The 16460-nt window shown below is 73.8% G+C and carries 19 protein-coding genes; 9 read left to right on the top strand and 10 right to left on the bottom strand.

The features are described 5' to 3' along the window. Positions 1–13 precede the first annotated feature (13 nt). From rplB to rpsJ, 5 genes are read right to left on the bottom strand one after another with little or no spacing between them, the layout of a single operon-like run. Positions 14–850 (bottom strand): 50S ribosomal protein L2, encoded by an 837-nt coding sequence (gene rplB / locus ABFT23_RS13370; RefSeq protein WP_347895926.1) that lies wholly within the window; start codon positions 848–850, stop codon positions 14–16. A gap of 23 nt (positions 851–873) precedes the next feature. Next, the gene (rplW, locus tag ABFT23_RS13365) at positions 874–1179 is read right to left on the bottom strand and encodes a 50S ribosomal protein L23 (RefSeq protein WP_347895924.1); all 306 of its coding nucleotides are present in this window, start codon (positions 1177–1179) and stop codon (positions 874–876) included. Next, positions 1176–1832 carry a 50S ribosomal protein L4 gene (rplD, locus tag ABFT23_RS13360; protein ID WP_347895922.1) on the bottom strand — a complete coding sequence of 219 codons (657 nt, stop codon included), beginning with the start codon at positions 1830–1832 and terminating at the stop codon, positions 1176–1178. The genes rplW and rplD overlap by 4 nt, the downstream gene beginning before the upstream one ends. Positions 1833–1834: 2 nt before the next feature. Then, on the bottom strand, positions 1835–2488 hold the full coding sequence (rplC, locus tag ABFT23_RS13355) for a 50S ribosomal protein L3 (protein ID WP_347895921.1): 654 nt from the start codon (positions 2486–2488) through the stop codon (positions 1835–1837). A 19-nt stretch (positions 2489–2507) separates the two neighbouring features. After that, positions 2508–2816 (bottom strand): 30S ribosomal protein S10, encoded by a 309-nt coding sequence (gene rpsJ, locus ABFT23_RS13350; protein WP_008360994.1) that lies wholly within the window; start codon positions 2814–2816, stop codon positions 2508–2510. 88 nt (positions 2817–2904) lie between these two features. On the opposite strand from rpsJ, the gene ABFT23_RS13345 reads away from it, so the two are divergent. The 6 genes from ABFT23_RS13345 to ABFT23_RS13320 all read left to right on the top strand — a co-directional run bounded on the left by ABFT23_RS13345 (position 2905) and on the right by ABFT23_RS13320 (position 8452). Further along, positions 2905–3042: a hypothetical protein gene (locus ABFT23_RS13345; RefSeq protein WP_347895919.1), complete on the top strand. Its 138-nt coding sequence runs from the start codon at positions 2905–2907 to the stop codon at positions 3040–3042. Between the two features lie 322 nt (positions 3043–3364). Then, positions 3365–4378 carry a hypothetical protein gene (locus ABFT23_RS13340; protein ID WP_347895917.1) on the top strand — a complete coding sequence of 338 codons (1014 nt, stop codon included), beginning with the start codon at positions 3365–3367 and terminating at the stop codon, positions 4376–4378. Beyond that, a complete protein-coding gene (locus tag ABFT23_RS13335) occupies positions 4375–4986 on the top strand; it encodes a DUF4129 domain-containing protein (protein ID WP_347895916.1) in 612 nt (203 codons plus the stop codon). The genes ABFT23_RS13340 and ABFT23_RS13335 overlap by 4 nt, the downstream gene beginning before the upstream one ends. Next, positions 4983–6134: a DUF4350 domain-containing protein gene (locus tag ABFT23_RS13330; protein WP_347895914.1), complete on the top strand. Its 1152-nt coding sequence runs from the start codon at positions 4983–4985 to the stop codon at positions 6132–6134. The genes ABFT23_RS13335 and ABFT23_RS13330 overlap by 4 nt, the downstream gene beginning before the upstream one ends. Next, the gene (locus tag ABFT23_RS13325) at positions 6131–7135 is read left to right on the top strand and encodes an AAA family ATPase (RefSeq protein ID WP_347895913.1); all 1005 of its coding nucleotides are present in this window, start codon (positions 6131–6133) and stop codon (positions 7133–7135) included. Before ABFT23_RS13330 ends, ABFT23_RS13325 begins: the two co-directional genes overlap by 4 nt. 24 nt (positions 7136–7159) lie before the next feature. Beyond that, positions 7160–8452: a DUF58 domain-containing protein gene (locus ABFT23_RS13320; protein WP_347895911.1), complete on the top strand. Its 1293-nt coding sequence runs from the start codon at positions 7160–7162 to the stop codon at positions 8450–8452. 41 nt (positions 8453–8493) lie between these two features. Here the strand turns inward: ABFT23_RS13320 and ABFT23_RS13315 are convergent, their stop codons facing one another. From ABFT23_RS13315 to ABFT23_RS13305, 3 genes are all read right to left on the bottom strand, one after another. After that, positions 8494–9111 (bottom strand): hypothetical protein, encoded by a 618-nt coding sequence (locus tag ABFT23_RS13315; RefSeq protein ID WP_347895910.1) that lies wholly within the window; start codon positions 9109–9111, stop codon positions 8494–8496. Between the two features lie 262 nt (positions 9112–9373). Beyond that, positions 9374–10531 (bottom strand): Kelch repeat-containing protein, encoded by a 1158-nt coding sequence (locus ABFT23_RS13310; protein ID WP_347895908.1) that lies wholly within the window; start codon positions 10529–10531, stop codon positions 9374–9376. A gap of 45 nt (positions 10532–10576) precedes the next feature. Beyond that, entirely contained in the window at positions 10577–11572 is a 996-nt protein-coding gene (locus ABFT23_RS13305; RefSeq protein WP_347895907.1) for a stage II sporulation protein M, read from the bottom strand. Positions 11573–11619: 47 nt separating this feature from the next. On the opposite strand from ABFT23_RS13305, the gene ABFT23_RS13300 reads away from it, so the two are divergent. The 3 genes from ABFT23_RS13300 to ABFT23_RS13290 all read left to right on the top strand — a co-directional run bounded on the left by ABFT23_RS13300 (position 11620) and on the right by ABFT23_RS13290 (position 14347). Next, positions 11620–12423 carry an RDD family protein gene (locus ABFT23_RS13300; RefSeq protein ID WP_347895905.1) on the top strand — a complete coding sequence of 268 codons (804 nt, stop codon included), beginning with the start codon at positions 11620–11622 and terminating at the stop codon, positions 12421–12423. Between the two features lie 80 nt (positions 12424–12503). After that, positions 12504–13079: a helix-turn-helix domain-containing protein gene (locus tag ABFT23_RS13295; RefSeq protein WP_347895903.1), complete on the top strand. Its 576-nt coding sequence runs from the start codon at positions 12504–12506 to the stop codon at positions 13077–13079. Beyond that, the gene (locus ABFT23_RS13290) at positions 13076–14347 is read left to right on the top strand and encodes an MFS transporter (protein ID WP_347895901.1); all 1272 of its coding nucleotides are present in this window, start codon (positions 13076–13078) and stop codon (positions 14345–14347) included. The genes ABFT23_RS13295 and ABFT23_RS13290 overlap by 4 nt, the downstream gene beginning before the upstream one ends. Here ABFT23_RS13290 and ABFT23_RS13285 read toward each other — a convergent pair. Then, on the bottom strand, positions 14331–15644 hold the full coding sequence (locus ABFT23_RS13285; RefSeq protein WP_347895900.1) for an MFS transporter: 1314 nt from the start codon (positions 15642–15644) through the stop codon (positions 14331–14333). The genes ABFT23_RS13290 and ABFT23_RS13285 overlap by 17 nt on opposite strands. 71 nt (positions 15645–15715) lie before the next feature. Continuing rightward, positions 15716–16444, bottom strand: a complete 729-nt coding sequence (trmB, locus tag ABFT23_RS13280; RefSeq protein ID WP_347895898.1) for a tRNA (guanosine(46)-N7)-methyltransferase TrmB — start codon at positions 16442–16444, stop codon at positions 15716–15718. Positions 16445–16460: the final 16 nt, after the last annotated feature.

Raw genomic sequence — 16460 nt, 5'->3', positions numbered from 1 at the left:
TGTCTCTTCCCTATCAGCGCTTGTTCTTGCCGGACTTGCGGCGGCGGATGATCTGCGAGTCGGAGGCCTTGCGCTTGCGCGTGCGGCCCTCGGGCTTGCCCCACGGGGAGACGGGGTGACGTCCACCGGACGTCTTGCCCTCGCCACCACCGTGCGGGTGGTCGACCGGGTTCATGACGACACCGCGGACGGTCGGGCGCTTGCCCTTCCAGCGCATGCGGCCGGCCTTGCCCCAGTTGATGTTCGACTGCTCGGCGTTGCCGACCTCGCCGATCGTGGCGCGGCAGCGGACGTCGACGAAGCGCATCTCGCCCGAGGGCATGCGCAACGTGGCGCGCGAGCCCTCGCGGGCGACGAGCTGGGCGCTGATGCCGGCGGACCGGGCGATCTTGGCGCCGCCGCCGGGGCGGAGCTCGACGCAGTGGATCGTCGTACCGACCGGGATGTTGCGCAGCGGCAGGTTGTTACCCGGCTTGATGTCGGCGCCCGTGCCGGACTCGACGCGTGTGCCCTGGGTGAGGTCCTTCGGCGCGATGATGTAGCGCTTCTCGCCGTCGGCGTAGTGGAGCAGGGCGATGCGGGCGGTGCGGTTCGGGTCGTACTCGATGTGCGCGACCTTGGCCGGCACGCCGTCCTTGTCGTAGCGACGGAAGTCGATGATCCGGTAGGCACGCTTGTGGCCACCGCCCTGGTGGCGGGTGGTGATCCGGCCCTGGTTGTTGCGGCCGCCCTTCTTGGGCAGCGGCCGCGTCAGGGACTTCTCGGGCGTGGTGCGGGTGATCTCGACGAAGTCGGCGACCGACGAGCCTCGGCGGCCCGGGGTGGTCGGCTTGTACTTGCGGATAGCCATCAGTCAGTCAGTCCTCTCGCCCGTCAGGAAGCCGGGCCGGCGAAGATGTCGATGCGGTGGCCCTCGGCGAGGCTGACGATGGCGCGCTTGGTGTCCTTGCGCTTGCCGATCCCGTTGCGGGTGCGGCGCGTCTTGCCCGGTCGGTTGAGCGTGTTGACCGAGGTGACCTTGACGTTGAAGATCTTCTCGACCGCGATCTTGATCTCGGTCTTGTTGGCGTCGGGGTGCACGAGGAACGTGTACTTGTTGGCGTCGAGGAGGCTGTAGCTCTTCTCCGACACCACGGGTGCGATCAGGACGTCGCGGTGGTCCTTGTGGATCGTGCTCACTTCTCGCCCTCCTCGGTCTTGTCGAGACCGACGGCGGGCGCGGCCTGCTCGGTGCTGGTCTGCTTGGCCACGAAGGCGTCGTAGGAGCCCTGGGTGAAGACGAGGTCGTCGCTGGCGAGGACGTCGTAGGTGTTGAGCTGGTCGACGGCCACGACGTGGACCTCGGCGGCGTTGCGCAGCGAGAGCCAGGTGACGGTGTCGGTGCGCTCGAGCACGACCAGGAACTTCGTGCGGGTGGTGAGCTCGGCGAGCGAGGCCAGCGCGGCCTTGGTCGACGGCTTGTCACCGGCCACGAGGCCCTCGACGACGTGGATGCGCTCGTTGCGGGCCCGGTCGGTGAGGGCACCGCGCAGGGCGGCGGCCTTCATCTTCTTGGGCGTGCGCTGGCTGTAGTCGCGCGGCTGCGGGCCGTGGACGACGCCACCACCGGCGAACTGGGGCGCACGGGTCGAGCCCTGGCGGGCGCGGCCGGTGCCCTTCTGCTTGTAGGGCTTGCGGCCACCGCCGCGGACCTCGCCGCGGGTCTTGGTGGCGTGCGTGCCCTGACGAGCAGCAGCCTGCTGGGCGACGACGACCTGGTGGATCAGCGGGACGCTGACCTTCGCGTCGAAGATCGCGGCCGGCAGGTCGACGTTGACGGTCTTGACAGCCATGCTCAGGCCTCCTTCTTGGCGGCCGAGCGGAGCACGATCAGACCACCCTTGGGGCCGGGGACGGCGCCCTTGAGCAGGATCAGGCCCTTCTCGGCGTCGACGGCGTGCACGGTGACGTTCTGGGTGGTGACGGTGTCGGTACCCATGTGGCCGGCCATGCGGACGCCCTTGAAGACGCGACCCGGGGTGGCGCAGGCGCCGATCGAGCCGGGCTTGCGGTGGTTGCGGTGCGCACCGTGCGAGGCGCTCACGCCGGAGAAGCCGTGACGCTTCATCGTGCCGGCGAAGCCCTTGCCCTTGCTGGTGCCGGTGACGTCGATGACGTCGCCGGTGGCGAAGGTGTCGACGCCGAGCTCCTGGCCCACGGTGTAGGCGGAGGCGTCGGCGGTGCGGATCTCGACCAGGTGGCGGCGCGGGGTCGTGCCGGCCTTGGCGAAGTGGCCCGTCTCGGGCTTGTTGACCTTGCGGCCCTCGATCTCGCCGAAGCCGACCTGGATGGCGTTGTAGCCGTCAGGCTCGGGCAGGCGGACCTGGGTCACCACGTTGGTGCTGGCCGCGATCACGGTCACGGGGACGACGCGGTTGTTCTCGTCCCACAGCTGGGTCATGCCGAGCTTGGTGCCCAGCAGGCCCTTCACGTTGCGTTCGGTGGTCATCTCGATGGTCTCCTGGAACTCAGAGCTTGATCTCGATGTCGACACCCGCGGGGAGGTCGAGACGCATGAGCGAGTCGACGGTCTTGGGGGTCGGGTCGATGATGTCGATGAGGCGCTTGTGCGTGCGCATCTCGAAGTGCTCGCGGGAGTCCTTGTACTTGTGGGGCGAGCGGATGACGCAGTACACGTTCTTCTCGGTCGGCAGCGGCACGGGGCCGGCGACCTTGGCACCCGTACGGGTGACGGTGTCCACGATCTTGCGCGCCGAGGTGTCGATCACCTCGTGGTCATAGGCCTTGAGCCTGATGCGGATCTTCTGTCCCGCCATAGGTAGCTCGTCCTTCTCGCTCGTCCTGCGTCCTGGGTCTTGGTCTCCGCTCCCACCCCCGCGGTCGGGCGTGTCGCCATGAGTTCTCATGACGATCCGCACCGGATCGCGTCTGGCTTCCCGCACGGTGGTGCTGTGCGAGCTGCCGGTCGAGTGGCTGCTGATCGGGTCTCCTGGTGCGGTGCGGCCACTTGCCACCACCACGCTCACGCACCACAGCCGATGAGGGCCGTGCGGGGAGACGCGATTCAGGAGTCAAGACGTGCCGCACCCCGGCAACCCGCCGGAGCAACCTGAACATCCTGACAGAGATCGGCGCGTGGTTCCAAACTGACGACGTCGCGCGGTCGGAGCGCACCTCCCCCGGGCCGGGCCACCGTCGGGCCGCGCCGTCGATCCGGGTGCAAGGATGTGGGCCCACCGCCTCCGGTCCGCGATGAGGAGCCATGTCGGAGTTCCCTCCCCCAGGTTCGCCTCCGCCCCCGGGCGGGCCACCTCCCGAGGAGCGTCGTCCGTCCCCGTGGGCCGGACCGCCCGCACCGACGCCGATGTCACCGCCTCCGCCCGGGCAGCCGTACCGGCCGGGTCCGCCGCCGGGCTGGTCGCCCGCGCCCGGCATGTTCGGCGCCGTCCACAAGCCCGGCGCGATCCCGCTGCGACCGCTCTCGCTCGGCGACCTGTACGACGGCGCGTTCCGCATCATCCGCTTCAACCCGAAGGCGACCGTCGGGTCGGCGGTCCTGGTGGCCGCGGTCGCCATGGCCGTGCCGGTGCTGGTCACCGCCGTCCTGACCTGGACGATCGGCCTGGCCTACGACCCGTCGTCGGGGTCCGGCGACGACGTCGACAACGAGGCGATCTCCTACGGCCTGCTCGGCGTCGGCGTCCTGCTGCAGGCGCTCGGGCTGGTCTTCGTGACGGGCATGGTCGTGCACGTCGTCTCGGCGGCCGCCGTGGGCCGCCGGCTGACGCTCGGGCAGGCGTGGTCGGCGACCCACGGACGCCGGTGGCGCCTCGTCGGGCTGGCGGCGGTGCTCGGGCTCACCACGACGCTCGGCATCGCCGCGTTCGCGGTGCTGTGGGTGGTCACGGCCGTCGTGGCGCCGCTGGTCGTCGCCATCCTGGTCATCGTCGCGACGGTGGTGCTGTTCTTCACGCTGCTGTTCTGGTTCTGGATCCGCGTCTACTACCTCGCGGTGCCGCCGATGATGATCGAGGGGGTCGGGGTGTTCGCGAGCATCGCCCGCGGCTACCGCCTCTCACGCGGCGCGTTCTGGCGTCTGTTCGGCATCGGTCTGCTCACGTGGCTCATCGCCGCCATCGCCGGGCAGATGCTCGCCGTGCCGTTCACCATCGCCGGCGAGCTCGGCGGCCTCGCTGCGGGCGACGACCTCTACCTGTTCGTCACCGTGCTCGGCACCGCCCTCGCACAGGTCACCTCGACGGCGTTCGTCGCGCCGTTCACGAGCGCGGTCACCTCGCTGCAGTACGTCGACCAGCGCATCCGCAAGGAGGCCTACGACGTCGAGCTGATGCGCAGGGCCGGGATCCTCGAGTCATGACCGCGGCCCTCGACCCGCCGCTCGAGCCGTCGGCCGACGACGCTCGCGGGCTGCTGCGCCGCGAGCTCGCCGACCCGCAGTACGTCGACCGCGACCTCGTGCAGCGCCTCCTCGACTGGCTCGGCCGCACCGTCGACGGCACGGTCGACGGCGCCCGCGACATCCCGGCGCTCACCTGGTTCGCGATCACGGTCGTCGTCGTGGCCCTCGTCGGCGCCCTGGTCTACCTGGCCGGTCGCGCCCGCGGCAGCGCGCACGTCGAGCGCGATCGCGGCGGCGCCGTCCTCACCGACGAGGTCGTCACCGCGGCCGACCTGCGCGCCCGCGCCGAACGGGCCATGACCGAGGGCCGCTTTGGCGACGCCGTCGTCGACGGGTTCCGCGCGCTCGCGCGGCGTCAGGTCGAGCGCGGCCGGCTCGAGGACTCCCCCGGCGTCACCGCGCACGAGGTCGCCCGCACGCTCGCCGTCGAGTACCCCGGCCACCGCGAGCGCACCGCCGCCGGCGCCGACCTCTTCGACGCCGTCCTGTACGGCGACCGGCCGGCCACGCGCGACCAGGCCGCGGCCGTGCTCGCCCTCGACGTCGAGCTGGCGGGCGCACGATGACCGCCACGCTGCCCGACGCGCCCCCGGCCGCCCCGGCGCCGTCCGGCCGGTGGCGGCGCCACCGCACCGGCGTGGTCGTCGCGCTGTTCCTGCTGCTCGCGGTCGCCGTGGCCTACCTCAGCACCGGCGGCGCGACCGGCCAGGACGCGCCCTTCGACCCCGCCAACGCCGGTGCCGACGGCGCCCAGGCGGTGGCCCGCGTGCTGGCCGACGAAGGCGTCGACGTCGACGTCGTGCGCTCGGCCGACGAGCTCGCCGAGGCCGGCCCCGGTGCCGACGACCTGGTCGTGGTCACCTCGACCGAGCGCCTCGGCGCGAGCAGCACGCGCCGCCTCCTCGACGACGCCGCCGGCGCCGGCATCGTCGTGGTCGACCCCGCACCCGAGCTGCTGCAGCTGCTCGACCAGGACTACTCCTCCGGCGGCGTCGCGACCGGCTCGGCGATCACCGCCGACTGCGACGCCGCTCTCTACGACGGTCTCGAGATCGAGGTCGACGACGCCACGGGCATGCCCGGCGACGGCTGCTTCGACGACGCCCTGGTCACCACGACGACCTCCGACGGCCAGCTCACCCTCCTCGGCGCCCCCGACCTGCTCACCAACGACCAGGTGCTGCGCGCCGACAACGCCGCCGTGGCCCTGCGGCTGCTCGGCCAGCGCGACCGGCTGGTCTGGTACGTCGCCTCCTACGACGACCTCGTCGCCGACGACGGCGTCGACTTCACCTCGCTGGTGCCCGACTGGGTCGGCCCCGGACTCGCGGTGCTGCTGCTCGCCACGCTCGCACTCGTCGCGTGGCGCGGCCGACGCCTCGGCCCGCTGGCCACCGAGCCGCTGCCGGTCGCGGTCCGGGCCATCGAGACCACGCGCTCGCGCGGCCGGCTCTACCGCCGCGCCGGCGACCGGGCCCACGCCGCGGCCACCCTGCGGGCCGCGTCGCGCTCGCGCATCCGTGCGCTGCTGCGGCTCGGGCCGGCGTCCGACGAGGCGTCGCTGGTGCGCGACGTCGCCCGCCACGTCGGCCGGCCCGAGGCGGAGGTCGGCGACCTCCTCGCCACCACCGGCCGGGTGCCCGGCTCCGACCGAGACCTGATCAGCCTGGCCAACGCCCTGGCCGCACTCGAGGAAGAGGTACGCCGCACATGACGTCGCTCGACAAGTCCCCTGACGAGCCCTCGCGCGAGTCCCCGCTCGACCACGACGCCGCCCGCGAGCGGCTGGTCGCCGTCCGCCACGAGGTGGCCAAGGCCGTCGTGGGCCAGGACGCCGCGGTCTCCGGGCTGCTGGTCGCGATGCTCTGCGGCGGCCACGTGCTGATGGAGGGCGTGCCGGGCACCGCGAAGACGCTGCTCGTGCGCACGCTCGCGGCGTCGCTGTCGGTCGGGACCCGGCGCGTGCAGTTCACGCCCGACCTCATGCCCGGCGACATCACCGGCTCGATGGTCATCGACTCCCACGCGGGCGAGCTGTCGTTCCGCGAGGGACCGGTGTTCACCCACCTCCTGCTGGCCGACGAGATCAACCGCACGCCGCCCAAGACGCAGTCGGCGCTGCTCGAGGCGATGGAGGAGGGCCAGGTCTCGGTCGACGGCACCTCGCACCGGCTGCCGCGCCCGTTCCTGGTCGCCGCGACGCAGAACCCGGTCGAGTACGAGGGCACCTACCCGCTGCCCGAGGCCCAGCTCGACCGGTTCCTGCTCAAGGTCGTGCTGCCGATCCCCGGCCGCGACGCCGAGATCGAGATCCTCACCCGGCACGCGAACGGCTTCGACCCGCGCGACGTGCGGGGTGCGGGCGTCACCGCGGTCGCCTCCGGCGCCGACGTCGAGGCCGGGCAGCGGGCGGTCACGACGGTGCAGGTCGGGCCCGAGGTGGCCTCCTACATCGTCGACATCGCCCGGGCCACCCGCGAGTCGCCGTCCCTGTCGCTGGGCGTGAGCCCGCGCGGGGCCACCGCGCTGCTGCGGGCCTCACGGGCGTGGGCGTGGCTCTCGGGTCGCGACTTCGTGACCCCCGACGACGTCAAGGCGCTCGCGCACGCCACGCTCGTGCACCGGCTCGCGCTGCGGCCCGAGGCCGAGCTCGAGGGTGTCGACGTCGCGCAGGTGCTGGCCGCGGCCCTCGGCTCCGTGCCGGTGCCGCGCTAGCCGCCGGCGACGACGAGGACGACGATGGCCGTCACCGGACGCGTGCCGCTGCTCGTGCTGCTCGGACTGGTCGCGGTCGTGCTGCGCCCGGTCGGCGGCACGGTGTGGCTGTGGGTGCTGCTGGTGGTGCTGCTGTGCGCCGTCGACCTGCTGCTCGCGCCGCGGCCGTCGGCGGTCGCCCTCGAGCGACGTCCGACCGGCCCGGCCCGGCTCGGGCACCCGGCCGAGACGCTGCTCGTGGTGTCGAACACCTCGGGCCGCCCGGTGCGGGGCGTCGTCCGCGACGCGTGGCAGCCGACGGCGGGCGCGAGCGTCGACCGGCACCGGCTGCGCGTGGGCCCCGGCGACCGGGCGCTGCTGGTCACCCGCCTGCTCCCCCGCCGGCGCGGCACCCTGCGCGCGCTCGGGGTCACCGTGCGCCTGCCCGGACCCCTCGGGCTCGTCGCCCGGCAGCGCACCGTCGAGGTGCCCGGCACCGTACGCTCGCTGCCGCCGTTCGACTCCCGCAAGCACCTGCCCTCGCGGCTGGCCCGGCTGCGCGACCTCGACGGCCGCTCGGCCGTGCGGGTGCGCGGCCAGGGCACCGAGTTCGACTCGCTGCGCGAGTACGTGCGCGGCGACGACGTCCGCTCGATCGACTGGCGCGCCTCGGCCCGCACCAGCAACGTCGTCGTCCGCACCTGGCAGCCCGAGCGCGACCGGCGTGTGGTGCTCGTGCTCGACACCTCGCGCACCTCGGCCGGTCGGGTCGACGACGTCCCGCGTCTCGACTCGGCGATGGACGCCGCCCTGCTGCTCGCCGCACTCGCCGCCCGCGCCGGAGACCGCGTCGACCTCGTCGCGGGCGATCGTCGGGTCCGTTCGCGCCTGCGGCTCGCGGGGGCGCGCGAGGTGACCGCGAGGCTGCAGGAGGCGATGGCCGACCTCGACCCGGTGATCGCCGAGGCCGACTGGGACGGCCTCGCGGGCGCCGTCCAGGGGCTCGGGCGCCAGCGCGCGCTCGTCGTCCTGCTGACGCCGCTCGAGCCGAGCGCGGTCGAGGAGGGCCTGCTCGCGGTGCTGCCCACGCTGACCCGCCACCACCGCGTCGTCCTGGCCTCGGTGCGCGACCCCGAGCTCGACCGGCTCACCGCCGAGCGCGACACCATCGACCAGGTCTACGACGCCGCGGCGGCCGAGCAGTCGGCCACCCGGCGCCGGCGCACCGGCGAGCTGCTGACCAGGCTCGGCGTCGACCTCGTCGACGCCGACGCCGAGCGGCTGCCGCCCGCGCTGGCCGACCACTACCTGCACCTCAAGGCCCAGGGGCTGCTGTAGGAGGCTCGATGCGAGGTGGTGGCCGGCGCCGCGGCCCGGGGTCAGACCGTGGTGTCGGTGAGGTCGGCCCGGTCGACCTTGCGGTGGAAGTGCATGCCCGCCAGGCCCCCGGCCATGGCACCGACGAGCGCGGCGACCACGACGCCCACCAGCACGGCGCCGGCCTGCAGGCTGAGGTCGCTCAGGTCGCCGGGGATGCGCGGGAACGAGTTCAGCTGGTCGAGCACGTCGTACTTCGCGCCGGCGACGGCGCTGACGACGGCCACGACGACGGCGGCGACGACCGCCCAGGCGAAGACCGCCAGGCCCTGCCGGACGCCGTCGAAGCGCGCCATGCGGCCCGCCACGTAGCCGCCGGCGTAGTACGACACGAGCACCAGCACGAGCACGGCGACGACACCGGCCCAGCCGATCTCCTCGGGCGATGCACCCGTGGACGAGGCCACGTCGGAGGCGTCGGAGACGATGCCGACGCCGGCGCCGAGGGCGGCCACGAGGGCGGTGAGCAGCACCGCCATGCCGGTCGCGGTGAGCCAGCCGAAGAAGGCACAGCCGACCTTGACCCCGCCGAAGGCGGCTTCCTGCCGCTGGTGGATGGCGCGCCGCTCGGCCCGGTCGGGTCGGTGGACAGGGTTGGTGTCGGGGTACTTCGCGCTCATGGTCACTCCTTCGGTGGCCGGCCCCGGGGGTGGGGCCTTACACAGTAAGCGTGACGCGGTGTTCGCGATCTGCCCATCAACCAAGGGGTGGCCCCGACGTCGGCCCGGTCACAGTGCTCGGCCCACCCCGAGGGGGCTGGCCGGCGCGTCGGGACCGGCGCACGATCGGCGGCATGCTCTGGGTCGTCGTCATCGTCGCCGCGCTGGTCTGCATCTACTTCGGCACGGTCGGTCGCCGCAGGCGCTGAACGTCCTCCGCTCGCTACGAGTCGTACACCCAGGCGTCGGTCGGCCAGAGGTCGGCCTCGTCCGGCACCGAGGAGCTGCCGGCGAAGGCGTCGTCCGGCCAGTCGACGCCGCCGACGACGACGAGCCGGTCGCCGACCCAGACGGCCGGCCCCGGCTCTCGGGGGGCTTCGGGGGGCACGGGCACGGTCGCCCACTCCTCGGTCCGGTCGTCGTAGAGCCAGCCCTCGGCGGCGACGACCGGGCCGGACGGCGCCTCCACCGGCCACCCGCCGGTGCGCTCGGCGGGCGCGTCCGGCAGGGGCGACCAGGTGCCGGCGTCGACGTCGAGGCGGCCGCCGAAGGGGATGACGCGTCCGTAGCCGTCGACCTCACCGCCGTCGGCACCGCCGAGCGTGACGTCGACCAGGCGCTCGCCCGTCCACGCCCACCGCCACCCGCCGAGCTGGTCGCTCGCGGGCAGCACGCGCCACTCGGTCGCTCCTGGTGGCAGCACGGCAGCCCGGACCAGGGACGGGTCGGCCGGTCCGTCGCCGACGAGCTGGTGCGCGGTGAGGACGAGGCCGGAGGGTGTCGGCGTCAGGGCACGGTCGAAGGACCGCCCCAACGGATCGGGCGGCAGCGGCGTCCAGCGGCCGGTGGCGACGTCGAGCGCGAGGTCGGGTCGCTCACCCTGCTCGTCGCTGGCCGAGCCCACGACGAGCCGGTCGCCGTCGGCGAGGAGGGTCGCCCACGACGGGGCACGCGACGGCAGGGCGACCTGGCGCCACGCGTCGGTCTCGGAGCGCCAGACCAGGAGCACGCGTCTGACGAGCACGAAGAGCTCCGACCCGACGACCGCCCGGGGCGCCATCGCCGGCACCCGCAGCGGGGCGTCGGCGATGCGGCGCCAGGTGCGGTCGGCGACGTCGAGGGCAGCGCCGTCGACCCGATAGGCGTCCGGGGGCAGCTCGCAGTCGGCGCCGGGTGGGCACGGCGGGCCGGCGTAGCCGCCGACGACCACCGCCTCGGTGCCGACGACAGCCACGACCGGCCCCTCACGCGGCGACAGCGGCGAACCCGTCAGCTGCTCCCAGCTGTCCTGAGCGCCGACCACGGTCGGCGGCACCGGGTCGGCAGGTGTACCGCAGGCGGTGAGCAGGCAGACGAGGGCCAGGGCAGGGATGACGCGCACGCTCGACAGACGGTCTCGGGAAGGCATCGGTTCCCGCCCGTGGCCTCAGGCCTGGGTGGCGACCGTGTCCTCGAGCAGGTCGGCCGACAGGTCGCCGGTCTCGCCCTCGCGGACCGCGCGGCGGCCGAGCACGAACACGTAGGCGAGGAAGGCGACCTCGGCCAGGGCGCCGACGGCGATGCGCGCCCACGTGGGCAGGGGCGAGGGGGTCACGAAGGCCTCGATGACGCCGCTGACCAGCAGGACGACGCCGAGCCCGAGGGCCACGGTGACCGCCGTCCGACCCTCGCGGGCGAGGGAGGCGGCGCGGCTGAGCCCACGGGGCTCGATCCACGACCAGAACAGCCGCAGTCCGACGCCGCCGGCGACGAAGATCGCGGTGAGCTCGAGGAGGCCGTGCGGCAGGATCAGGCCGAAGAAGACGTCGCCACGGTCGGCGCGGATCATGATCGAGCCGACGATCGCCAGGTTGAGCACGTTCTGGAACAGCAGCCACACGACCGGGAGCCCGAGCACGCCGAGGGCGATGCACAGCGCCGCGACGCGGGTGTTGTTGAGCCACACCAGGCTCGCGAAGCTCTGCGCCGGGTTCTCGCTGTAGTAGCTCTCGAAGTCGCTGTTCACGAGCTGGTCGACCTCGGCCGGCGAGAGCAGCGTCTGCTCGACGGTGGGGTTGTCGAGCAGCCAGGTCATCAGCACCGCGGTGAGCACGACGTTGGCCGCCAGGCAGGCCAACCACCACCAGCGCAGACGGTAGAGCGCGGCCGGGAACCGGTGGGTGAAGAACCGGCCGAAGGAGCGCCACGTGCTCGTGCGGGCTCCGACCATGCGGATGCGGGCCCGCGCCAGCAGCGACGACAGGTAGGCGATGAGGTGGCTGTCGGGCGACGACGTGCGGACGACGGACAGGTGCGTGGCGACCTGCTGGTAGCGCTCGACGAGCTCGTCGCTCACGTGGCCGTCGAGACCGCTCCGGCCGACGAGCTGCTCGAGGCGCTGCCACTCGTGGGCGTGCGCGAGCACGTAGGCGTCGAGGTCCACGGCGTCAGGGTACGGGCCGCTGCCCGCACGGGTGCGAGACTGGCGCCATGCCCGCCGAGTTCGCCACGGTCACCTCCGACGACCTGGTCACCGGCGAGGCCGTCGCGCTCGACCTGCCGGCGGCCAGCCTCGGCGCACGCATGGCCTCCGGCCTCATCGACGTCGCCGTCACGGTCGGCACGCTGGTCGTGCTCGTCATCCTGTTCGCGATCGCCTCGCTGTCGATGGACCCCGCCGCGGCCGAGGCGGCGGTCATCGCGGTCACGCTCATCGTGTTCATCGGGCTGCCCACGGCGCTCGAGACGTTCACCCGCGGCCGCTCGGTCGGCAAGCTCGCGCTGGGCCTGCGCACCGTGCGCGACGACGCCGGGCCGATCTCGTTCCAGCACGCCGTCGTCCGCTCGCTGATCGGCGTCGTCGAGATCTACGCCTTCTGGGCCGTGCCGGCGTTCTTCGCGATGCTGCTGAGCAAGCGCGGCAAGCGCCTCGGCGACTACGCCGCCGGCACCTACGTCGTGCGCACCCGCGTCGCCCTCTCGCTGCCGCACCCGCCCGCCGTCCCGCACCACCTCGCCGACTGGGCCGCACGGGCCGACATCACCGCCCTGCCCACCGGGCTCGCGCTCGCCGTCCGTCAGTTCCTGGGGCGGGCCGCCGCGCTCGACCCCGGGTCGCGCGCGAGCGTCGGCGTCGAGCTCGCCGAGCAGGTGAGCGCCCACGTCGCTCCCCCGCCGCCGCCCGGCACCCACCCCGAGGACTTCCTGGCCGCCGTCGTCGGCGCGCGCCGCGAGCGCGACCTGGCCCGGCTGCGTCGCCAGGCCGAGGCACGCCGGCGCCTGACGTCGCGCTGACGTCGCGTTACGCCGCTCGCCACGGCTCGGGCCTTCCGTCACGCTTGTGCACAACATGTGTGCACACTTACTGTGCACGCATGCCCGAGGTCGTCCAGCTCGACGCCCGGATGCTCCGCGTCCTCGCCCACCCCCTCCGCTCCCGCCTGCTCTCGCAGCTGCGCCTGCACGGGCCGGCCACCGCGACCGGCCTCGCCGACGCCCTCGAGACCAACACCGGCGCCACCAGCTATCACCTGCGCAAGCTGGAGTCGGTCGGACTGGTGAGCGACACCGGCACCGGCACCGGCAAGCGGCGGGTCTGGCAGGCGTCGAGCCGTGCCCACTCCTGGATCCCGAGCGACTTCGCCGGCGACCCCGACGCCGAGGCCTCGCTGGCCTGGCTCCACCGGCACTACCAGTCGACGCTCGCCGAGCGCTCCGAGCGCTGGGCCGACGACCAGTCCCGCTGGCCCGCGGCCTGGCGCGACGCCCTCGGCTCGGGCGACGACGGCGTCGTCGTCACCCCCGGGCAGGCCCGGGCCCTGTGGGACGAGATCTCCGAGGCCGTCGGGCGCTACCGCACCGCGGGCGAGGGCGACCCCGACGCCATCCGGGTGCAGGTGTGGACCCACCTGCTGCCGATGGACGACGACGTGCCGCGCGAGCAGACGTGACCGGCCACCTCTCGCCGCGCACGGCCCGCCGGCGCTTCCTGCTGCTCACCGCCACCCGCTGGTTCCCCGTGGGCCTCGTCGTCGGCCTGCTCACCCTGTGGCCGCTCGAGCGCGGGCTCACGATCGCCGCGGTGCTGCTGGCGTTCTCGTTCCAGGGCCTCGTCGTCGCCGCCCTCGAGCTGCCGACCGGCGGCTTCGCCGACGCGTTCGGACGTCGTCCCGTGCTCGTCGCGGCCGCGGCGGTCAACGTGGTCGCCTCGGTGGTGATGATCGCGGCCGGCTCGTTCTGGGGGTTCGCGGCCGCCGCGGTGCTCACGGGCGTCTTCCGCGCGCTCGACTCCGGCCCCATGGAGGCGTGGTTCGTCGACACGGTGCACGCCGCCGAGCCCGGCGCCGACGTCGACGGCACCCTCGCCGCGCAGAGCACCGTGCTCGGCGCGGCGATGGCCGTCGGCGCGGTCGTCTCCGGCGGCCTGGTCGTGTGGGACCCGCTGCCGTCCGGCTCGGCCCTGCTGCTGCCGATGCTGGCGTGGGCCGTGCTCAACGTCGTCCACCTCGTCGCGGTCGCCACGCTGCTCCACGAGCCGCGCGCCCACGTCGACCAGACCGGGCTGCGCCGCGCGGCCACCTCGGTGCGCGAGGCGCCGGGCGTCGTCCGCGACGGGTTCGGGCTGCTGCGTCGCAACCGCGTGCTGCTGGCCCTCGTGCTGGTCGAGGTGTTCTGGTCGGTGGGCATGGTCGTCTTCGAGTCGCTGCAGCCCGTACGGCTGGCCGAGATCGTGGGCAGCGAGGAGCGCGCTGGCGCCCTCATGGGCCCGGTGGCCGGCGCCGCCTGGGGTGTCTTCGCCCTCGGGGCGGCGCTCGCGGGGCTCGGCAGCCGCCGCTACGGCGTCGCCCGGACGGCGATCGCGGCGCGGGTCTTCAACGGCCTCGGGGCCGTGGTCATGGGCCTCGTCGCCGGACCGGTCGCGCTCGTCGCGGCCTACCTGTTCACCTACACGCTGCACGGCTCGGCCGGTCCGATGCACGCCACGCTGCTGCACCGTGAGGCGGAGTCGCGCAACCGGGCGACGGTGCTGTCGATCAACTCGATGGTCGCCTTCGCCGCGTTCTCGGTCGGAGCCCCGCTCGTGGGCGCGCTCGCCGAGGTCACCACCGTGCAGGTGGCGATGGTCTCGGCCGGCGCCTTCAGCATCGTCGGCGCCGTGCTCTACCTCCCCGCGCTGCGGGCCGAGCGGCGTCGTCCGGCGCTCAGCGTGCCGGCGTGAGCGGCTCGTCGTCCGAGACCCCCTGCGCCGGGATCGCCAGGACGGCGAACGCCGCCAGCAGGCACAGCACGCCCGCGGTCATCCAGGCCGCGAAGTAGTCGCCGGTGCCCTGGCGCACGAGCCCGGCGTAGCTGGCCGCCACGCCGGCGCCGACCATGTGCGCCGCGAAGACCCAGCCGAACACGACGCCGGCCCGCTCCGGACCGAAGTGGGCCCGGCACAGCGCCACCGTCGGCGGCACCGTCGCCACCCAGTCGAGCCCGTAGAAGACGATGAACACGAACAGGCTCGGGTGCACGACGTCGGCGAGCAGGTAGGGCACGGCGAGCAGCGACAGCCCGCGCAGCAGGTAGTAGACGAGCAGCAGGTAGCGGCTGTCGACGCGGTCGGTGAGCCAGCCGCTCGCCACCGTGCCGACGATGTCGAAGATGCCGATCAGCGCGAGCAGCGACGCCGCCGTCGTCTGCGGCAGACCGTGGTCGTGGGAGGCGGCGATGAAGTGCGTGCCGATGAGCCCGTTGGTCGACCAGCCGCAGATCCAGAACGTGCCGAACAGGATCCAGAAGACCTTCGAGCGCGCGCTCTCGCGCAGGGTGTCGATCGCGACCCGCGCCGCGCCCCGGGTCTCGACCTGCCCGCCCGGGTCGACGTCGGGCGGGCTCGTCGGTGCCCCGTAGGCCGTCGTGCCCACCGAGGCGGGCGAGTCGGCCAGCACGAGCAGCACCAGCGGCACGAGCAGCAGTGCGAACACGGCTACGAGCCCGGCGGCCCACTCCCACCCCGGGCCGTCGGCCAGGTGGGCGATGGCGGGCAGGAAGACGAGCTGTCCCGTGGAGCTGGCGGCCGAGAACACGCCGATGACGACGCCACGGTGATTGACGAACCACCGGTTCGCGACGATCGCGCCGAACACGAGCGCCAGCGAGCCCGTGCCGACGCCGATGGCGAAGCCCCACAGGAGCCACAGCTGCCACGCCTCGGTCATCACGAGCGTGAGGCCCGAGCCGATGGCCACGAGCGTCAGCGACGCCGCCACGACACGGCGTAGTCCGAAACGCTCCATGAGCGCGGCCGCGAAGGGGGCGGTGAGGCCGTAGACGACGAGGTTGAGGCTGACGGCTCCGGACGTCGTCCCGCGGGACCAGCCGAACTCGTCCTCGAGGGGCTCGAGCAGGGCGCCCGTCGACGAGCGGAAGCCCGCGGCGGCGACGAGGGCCGCCATGGTGACGGCCGCGACCCACCAGGCCCGGTGGACCCGGGAGCCCTGCCGCTGCTGGGGATCCGCCTGCGTCGTCACCGATCCAGGGTAGGGAGTGCGAAGGCCCCGCGGCGCGAACGACGGTCAGTGGACGTCGAGGTCCTGCCGTTTCAGACCCGCCGGTACGTCAGGTCGGTGCTGGTGCGTCCGGCGTTGGCGCCCTTGCGCTCGAACTTGGTGACCGGCCGCTCGGCCCACCTCTCGACGACGCCGCCCTCGAGCCGCGGCTCGGCGTCGAGCACCGCGACCATCTGCTCGGCGTACTCGGCCCAGTCGGTGGCGAGCCTCCAGAGCGCCCCCGGCCGGAGCCGCTCGGCGGCGAGGGCGGCGAATCCCGGCTGCACCAGCCGGCGCTTGTGGTGCCGCGCCTTGTGCCACGGGTCGGGGAAGAAGGTCCACAGCTCCGCGAGAGAGCCGGGAGCGAGGAGGTGCCGCATCAGCCACACGGCGTCGACCGCGCAGAGCCGCACGTTGCTCGCCCCGGCCTCGGCCACGCGGCCCAGCGTCTCGGCGATGCCGGGCCGCCACACCTCGAGCGCCAGCACGTCGACCTCGGGCCGCGCTGCCGCCAGCGCGGCCGTGGCCTCGCCCACGCCCGAGCCGATCTCGACCACCAGTGGCGCCTCGCGGCCGAACACCTCGGCCCACGAGAAGCCGGGCTCCTCGACCGCCTCGTCGGGCACGACCCACGCCTCGTGGTGGGCCTCCCAGGCGGCCGCCTGGCCGGGGGTGAACCGGCTGCCGCGACGCGCGTAGGTCAGCACCTCGCGCATCCGGCGGCCGTCGGCGGTGAGCTGGTGGTGCGGGCGGGCGGGCCGGACGCCGTCCGGGTGGTTCACCGACTGTCTCCTCGCG

Origin of the sequence: Nocardioides secundeburneus (assembly GCF_039939255.1) — a bacterium.
Classification (GTDB): domain Bacteria; phylum Actinomycetota; class Actinomycetes; order Propionibacteriales; family Nocardioidaceae; genus Nocardioides.
This window is presented reverse-complemented; position numbering and strand designations above follow the sequence as displayed.

Excerpts from the sequence above, each read along its gene's own strand:
- rpsJ (WP_008360994.1), bottom strand. The coding sequence starts at position 2,816 with ATGGCGGGACAGAAGATCCGCATCAGGCTCAAGGCCTATGACCACGAG.
- ABFT23_RS13325 (WP_347895913.1), top strand. The coding sequence starts at position 6,131 with ATGACGTCGCTCGACAAGTCCCCTGACGAGCCCTCGCGCGAGTCCCCG.
- ABFT23_RS13320 (WP_347895911.1), top strand. The coding sequence starts at position 7,160 with ATGGCCGTCACCGGACGCGTGCCGCTGCTCGTGCTGCTCGGACTGGTC.
- ABFT23_RS13340 (WP_347895917.1), top strand. The coding sequence starts at position 3,365 with ATGTCACCGCCTCCGCCCGGGCAGCCGTACCGGCCGGGTCCGCCGCCG.
- ABFT23_RS13295 (WP_347895903.1), top strand. The coding sequence starts at position 12,504 with ATGCCCGAGGTCGTCCAGCTCGACGCCCGGATGCTCCGCGTCCTCGCC.
- ABFT23_RS13315 (WP_347895910.1), bottom strand. The coding sequence starts at position 9,111 with ATGAGCGCGAAGTACCCCGACACCAACCCTGTCCACCGACCCGACCGG.
- rplC (WP_347895921.1), bottom strand. The coding sequence starts at position 2,488 with ATGACCACCGAACGCAACGTGAAGGGCCTGCTGGGCACCAAGCTCGGC.
- ABFT23_RS13330 (WP_347895914.1), top strand. The coding sequence starts at position 4,983 with ATGACCGCCACGCTGCCCGACGCGCCCCCGGCCGCCCCGGCGCCGTCC.
- ABFT23_RS13335 (WP_347895916.1), top strand. The coding sequence starts at position 4,375 with ATGACCGCGGCCCTCGACCCGCCGCTCGAGCCGTCGGCCGACGACGCT.
- rplB (WP_347895926.1), bottom strand. The coding sequence starts at position 850 with ATGGCTATCCGCAAGTACAAGCCGACCACCCCGGGCCGCCGAGGCTCG.
- ABFT23_RS13345 (WP_347895919.1), top strand. The coding sequence starts at position 2,905 with ATGACGATCCGCACCGGATCGCGTCTGGCTTCCCGCACGGTGGTGCTG.
- rplD (WP_347895922.1), bottom strand. The coding sequence starts at position 1,832 with ATGGCTGTCAAGACCGTCAACGTCGACCTGCCGGCCGCGATCTTCGAC.
- ABFT23_RS13300 (WP_347895905.1), top strand. The coding sequence starts at position 11,620 with ATGCCCGCCGAGTTCGCCACGGTCACCTCCGACGACCTGGTCACCGGC.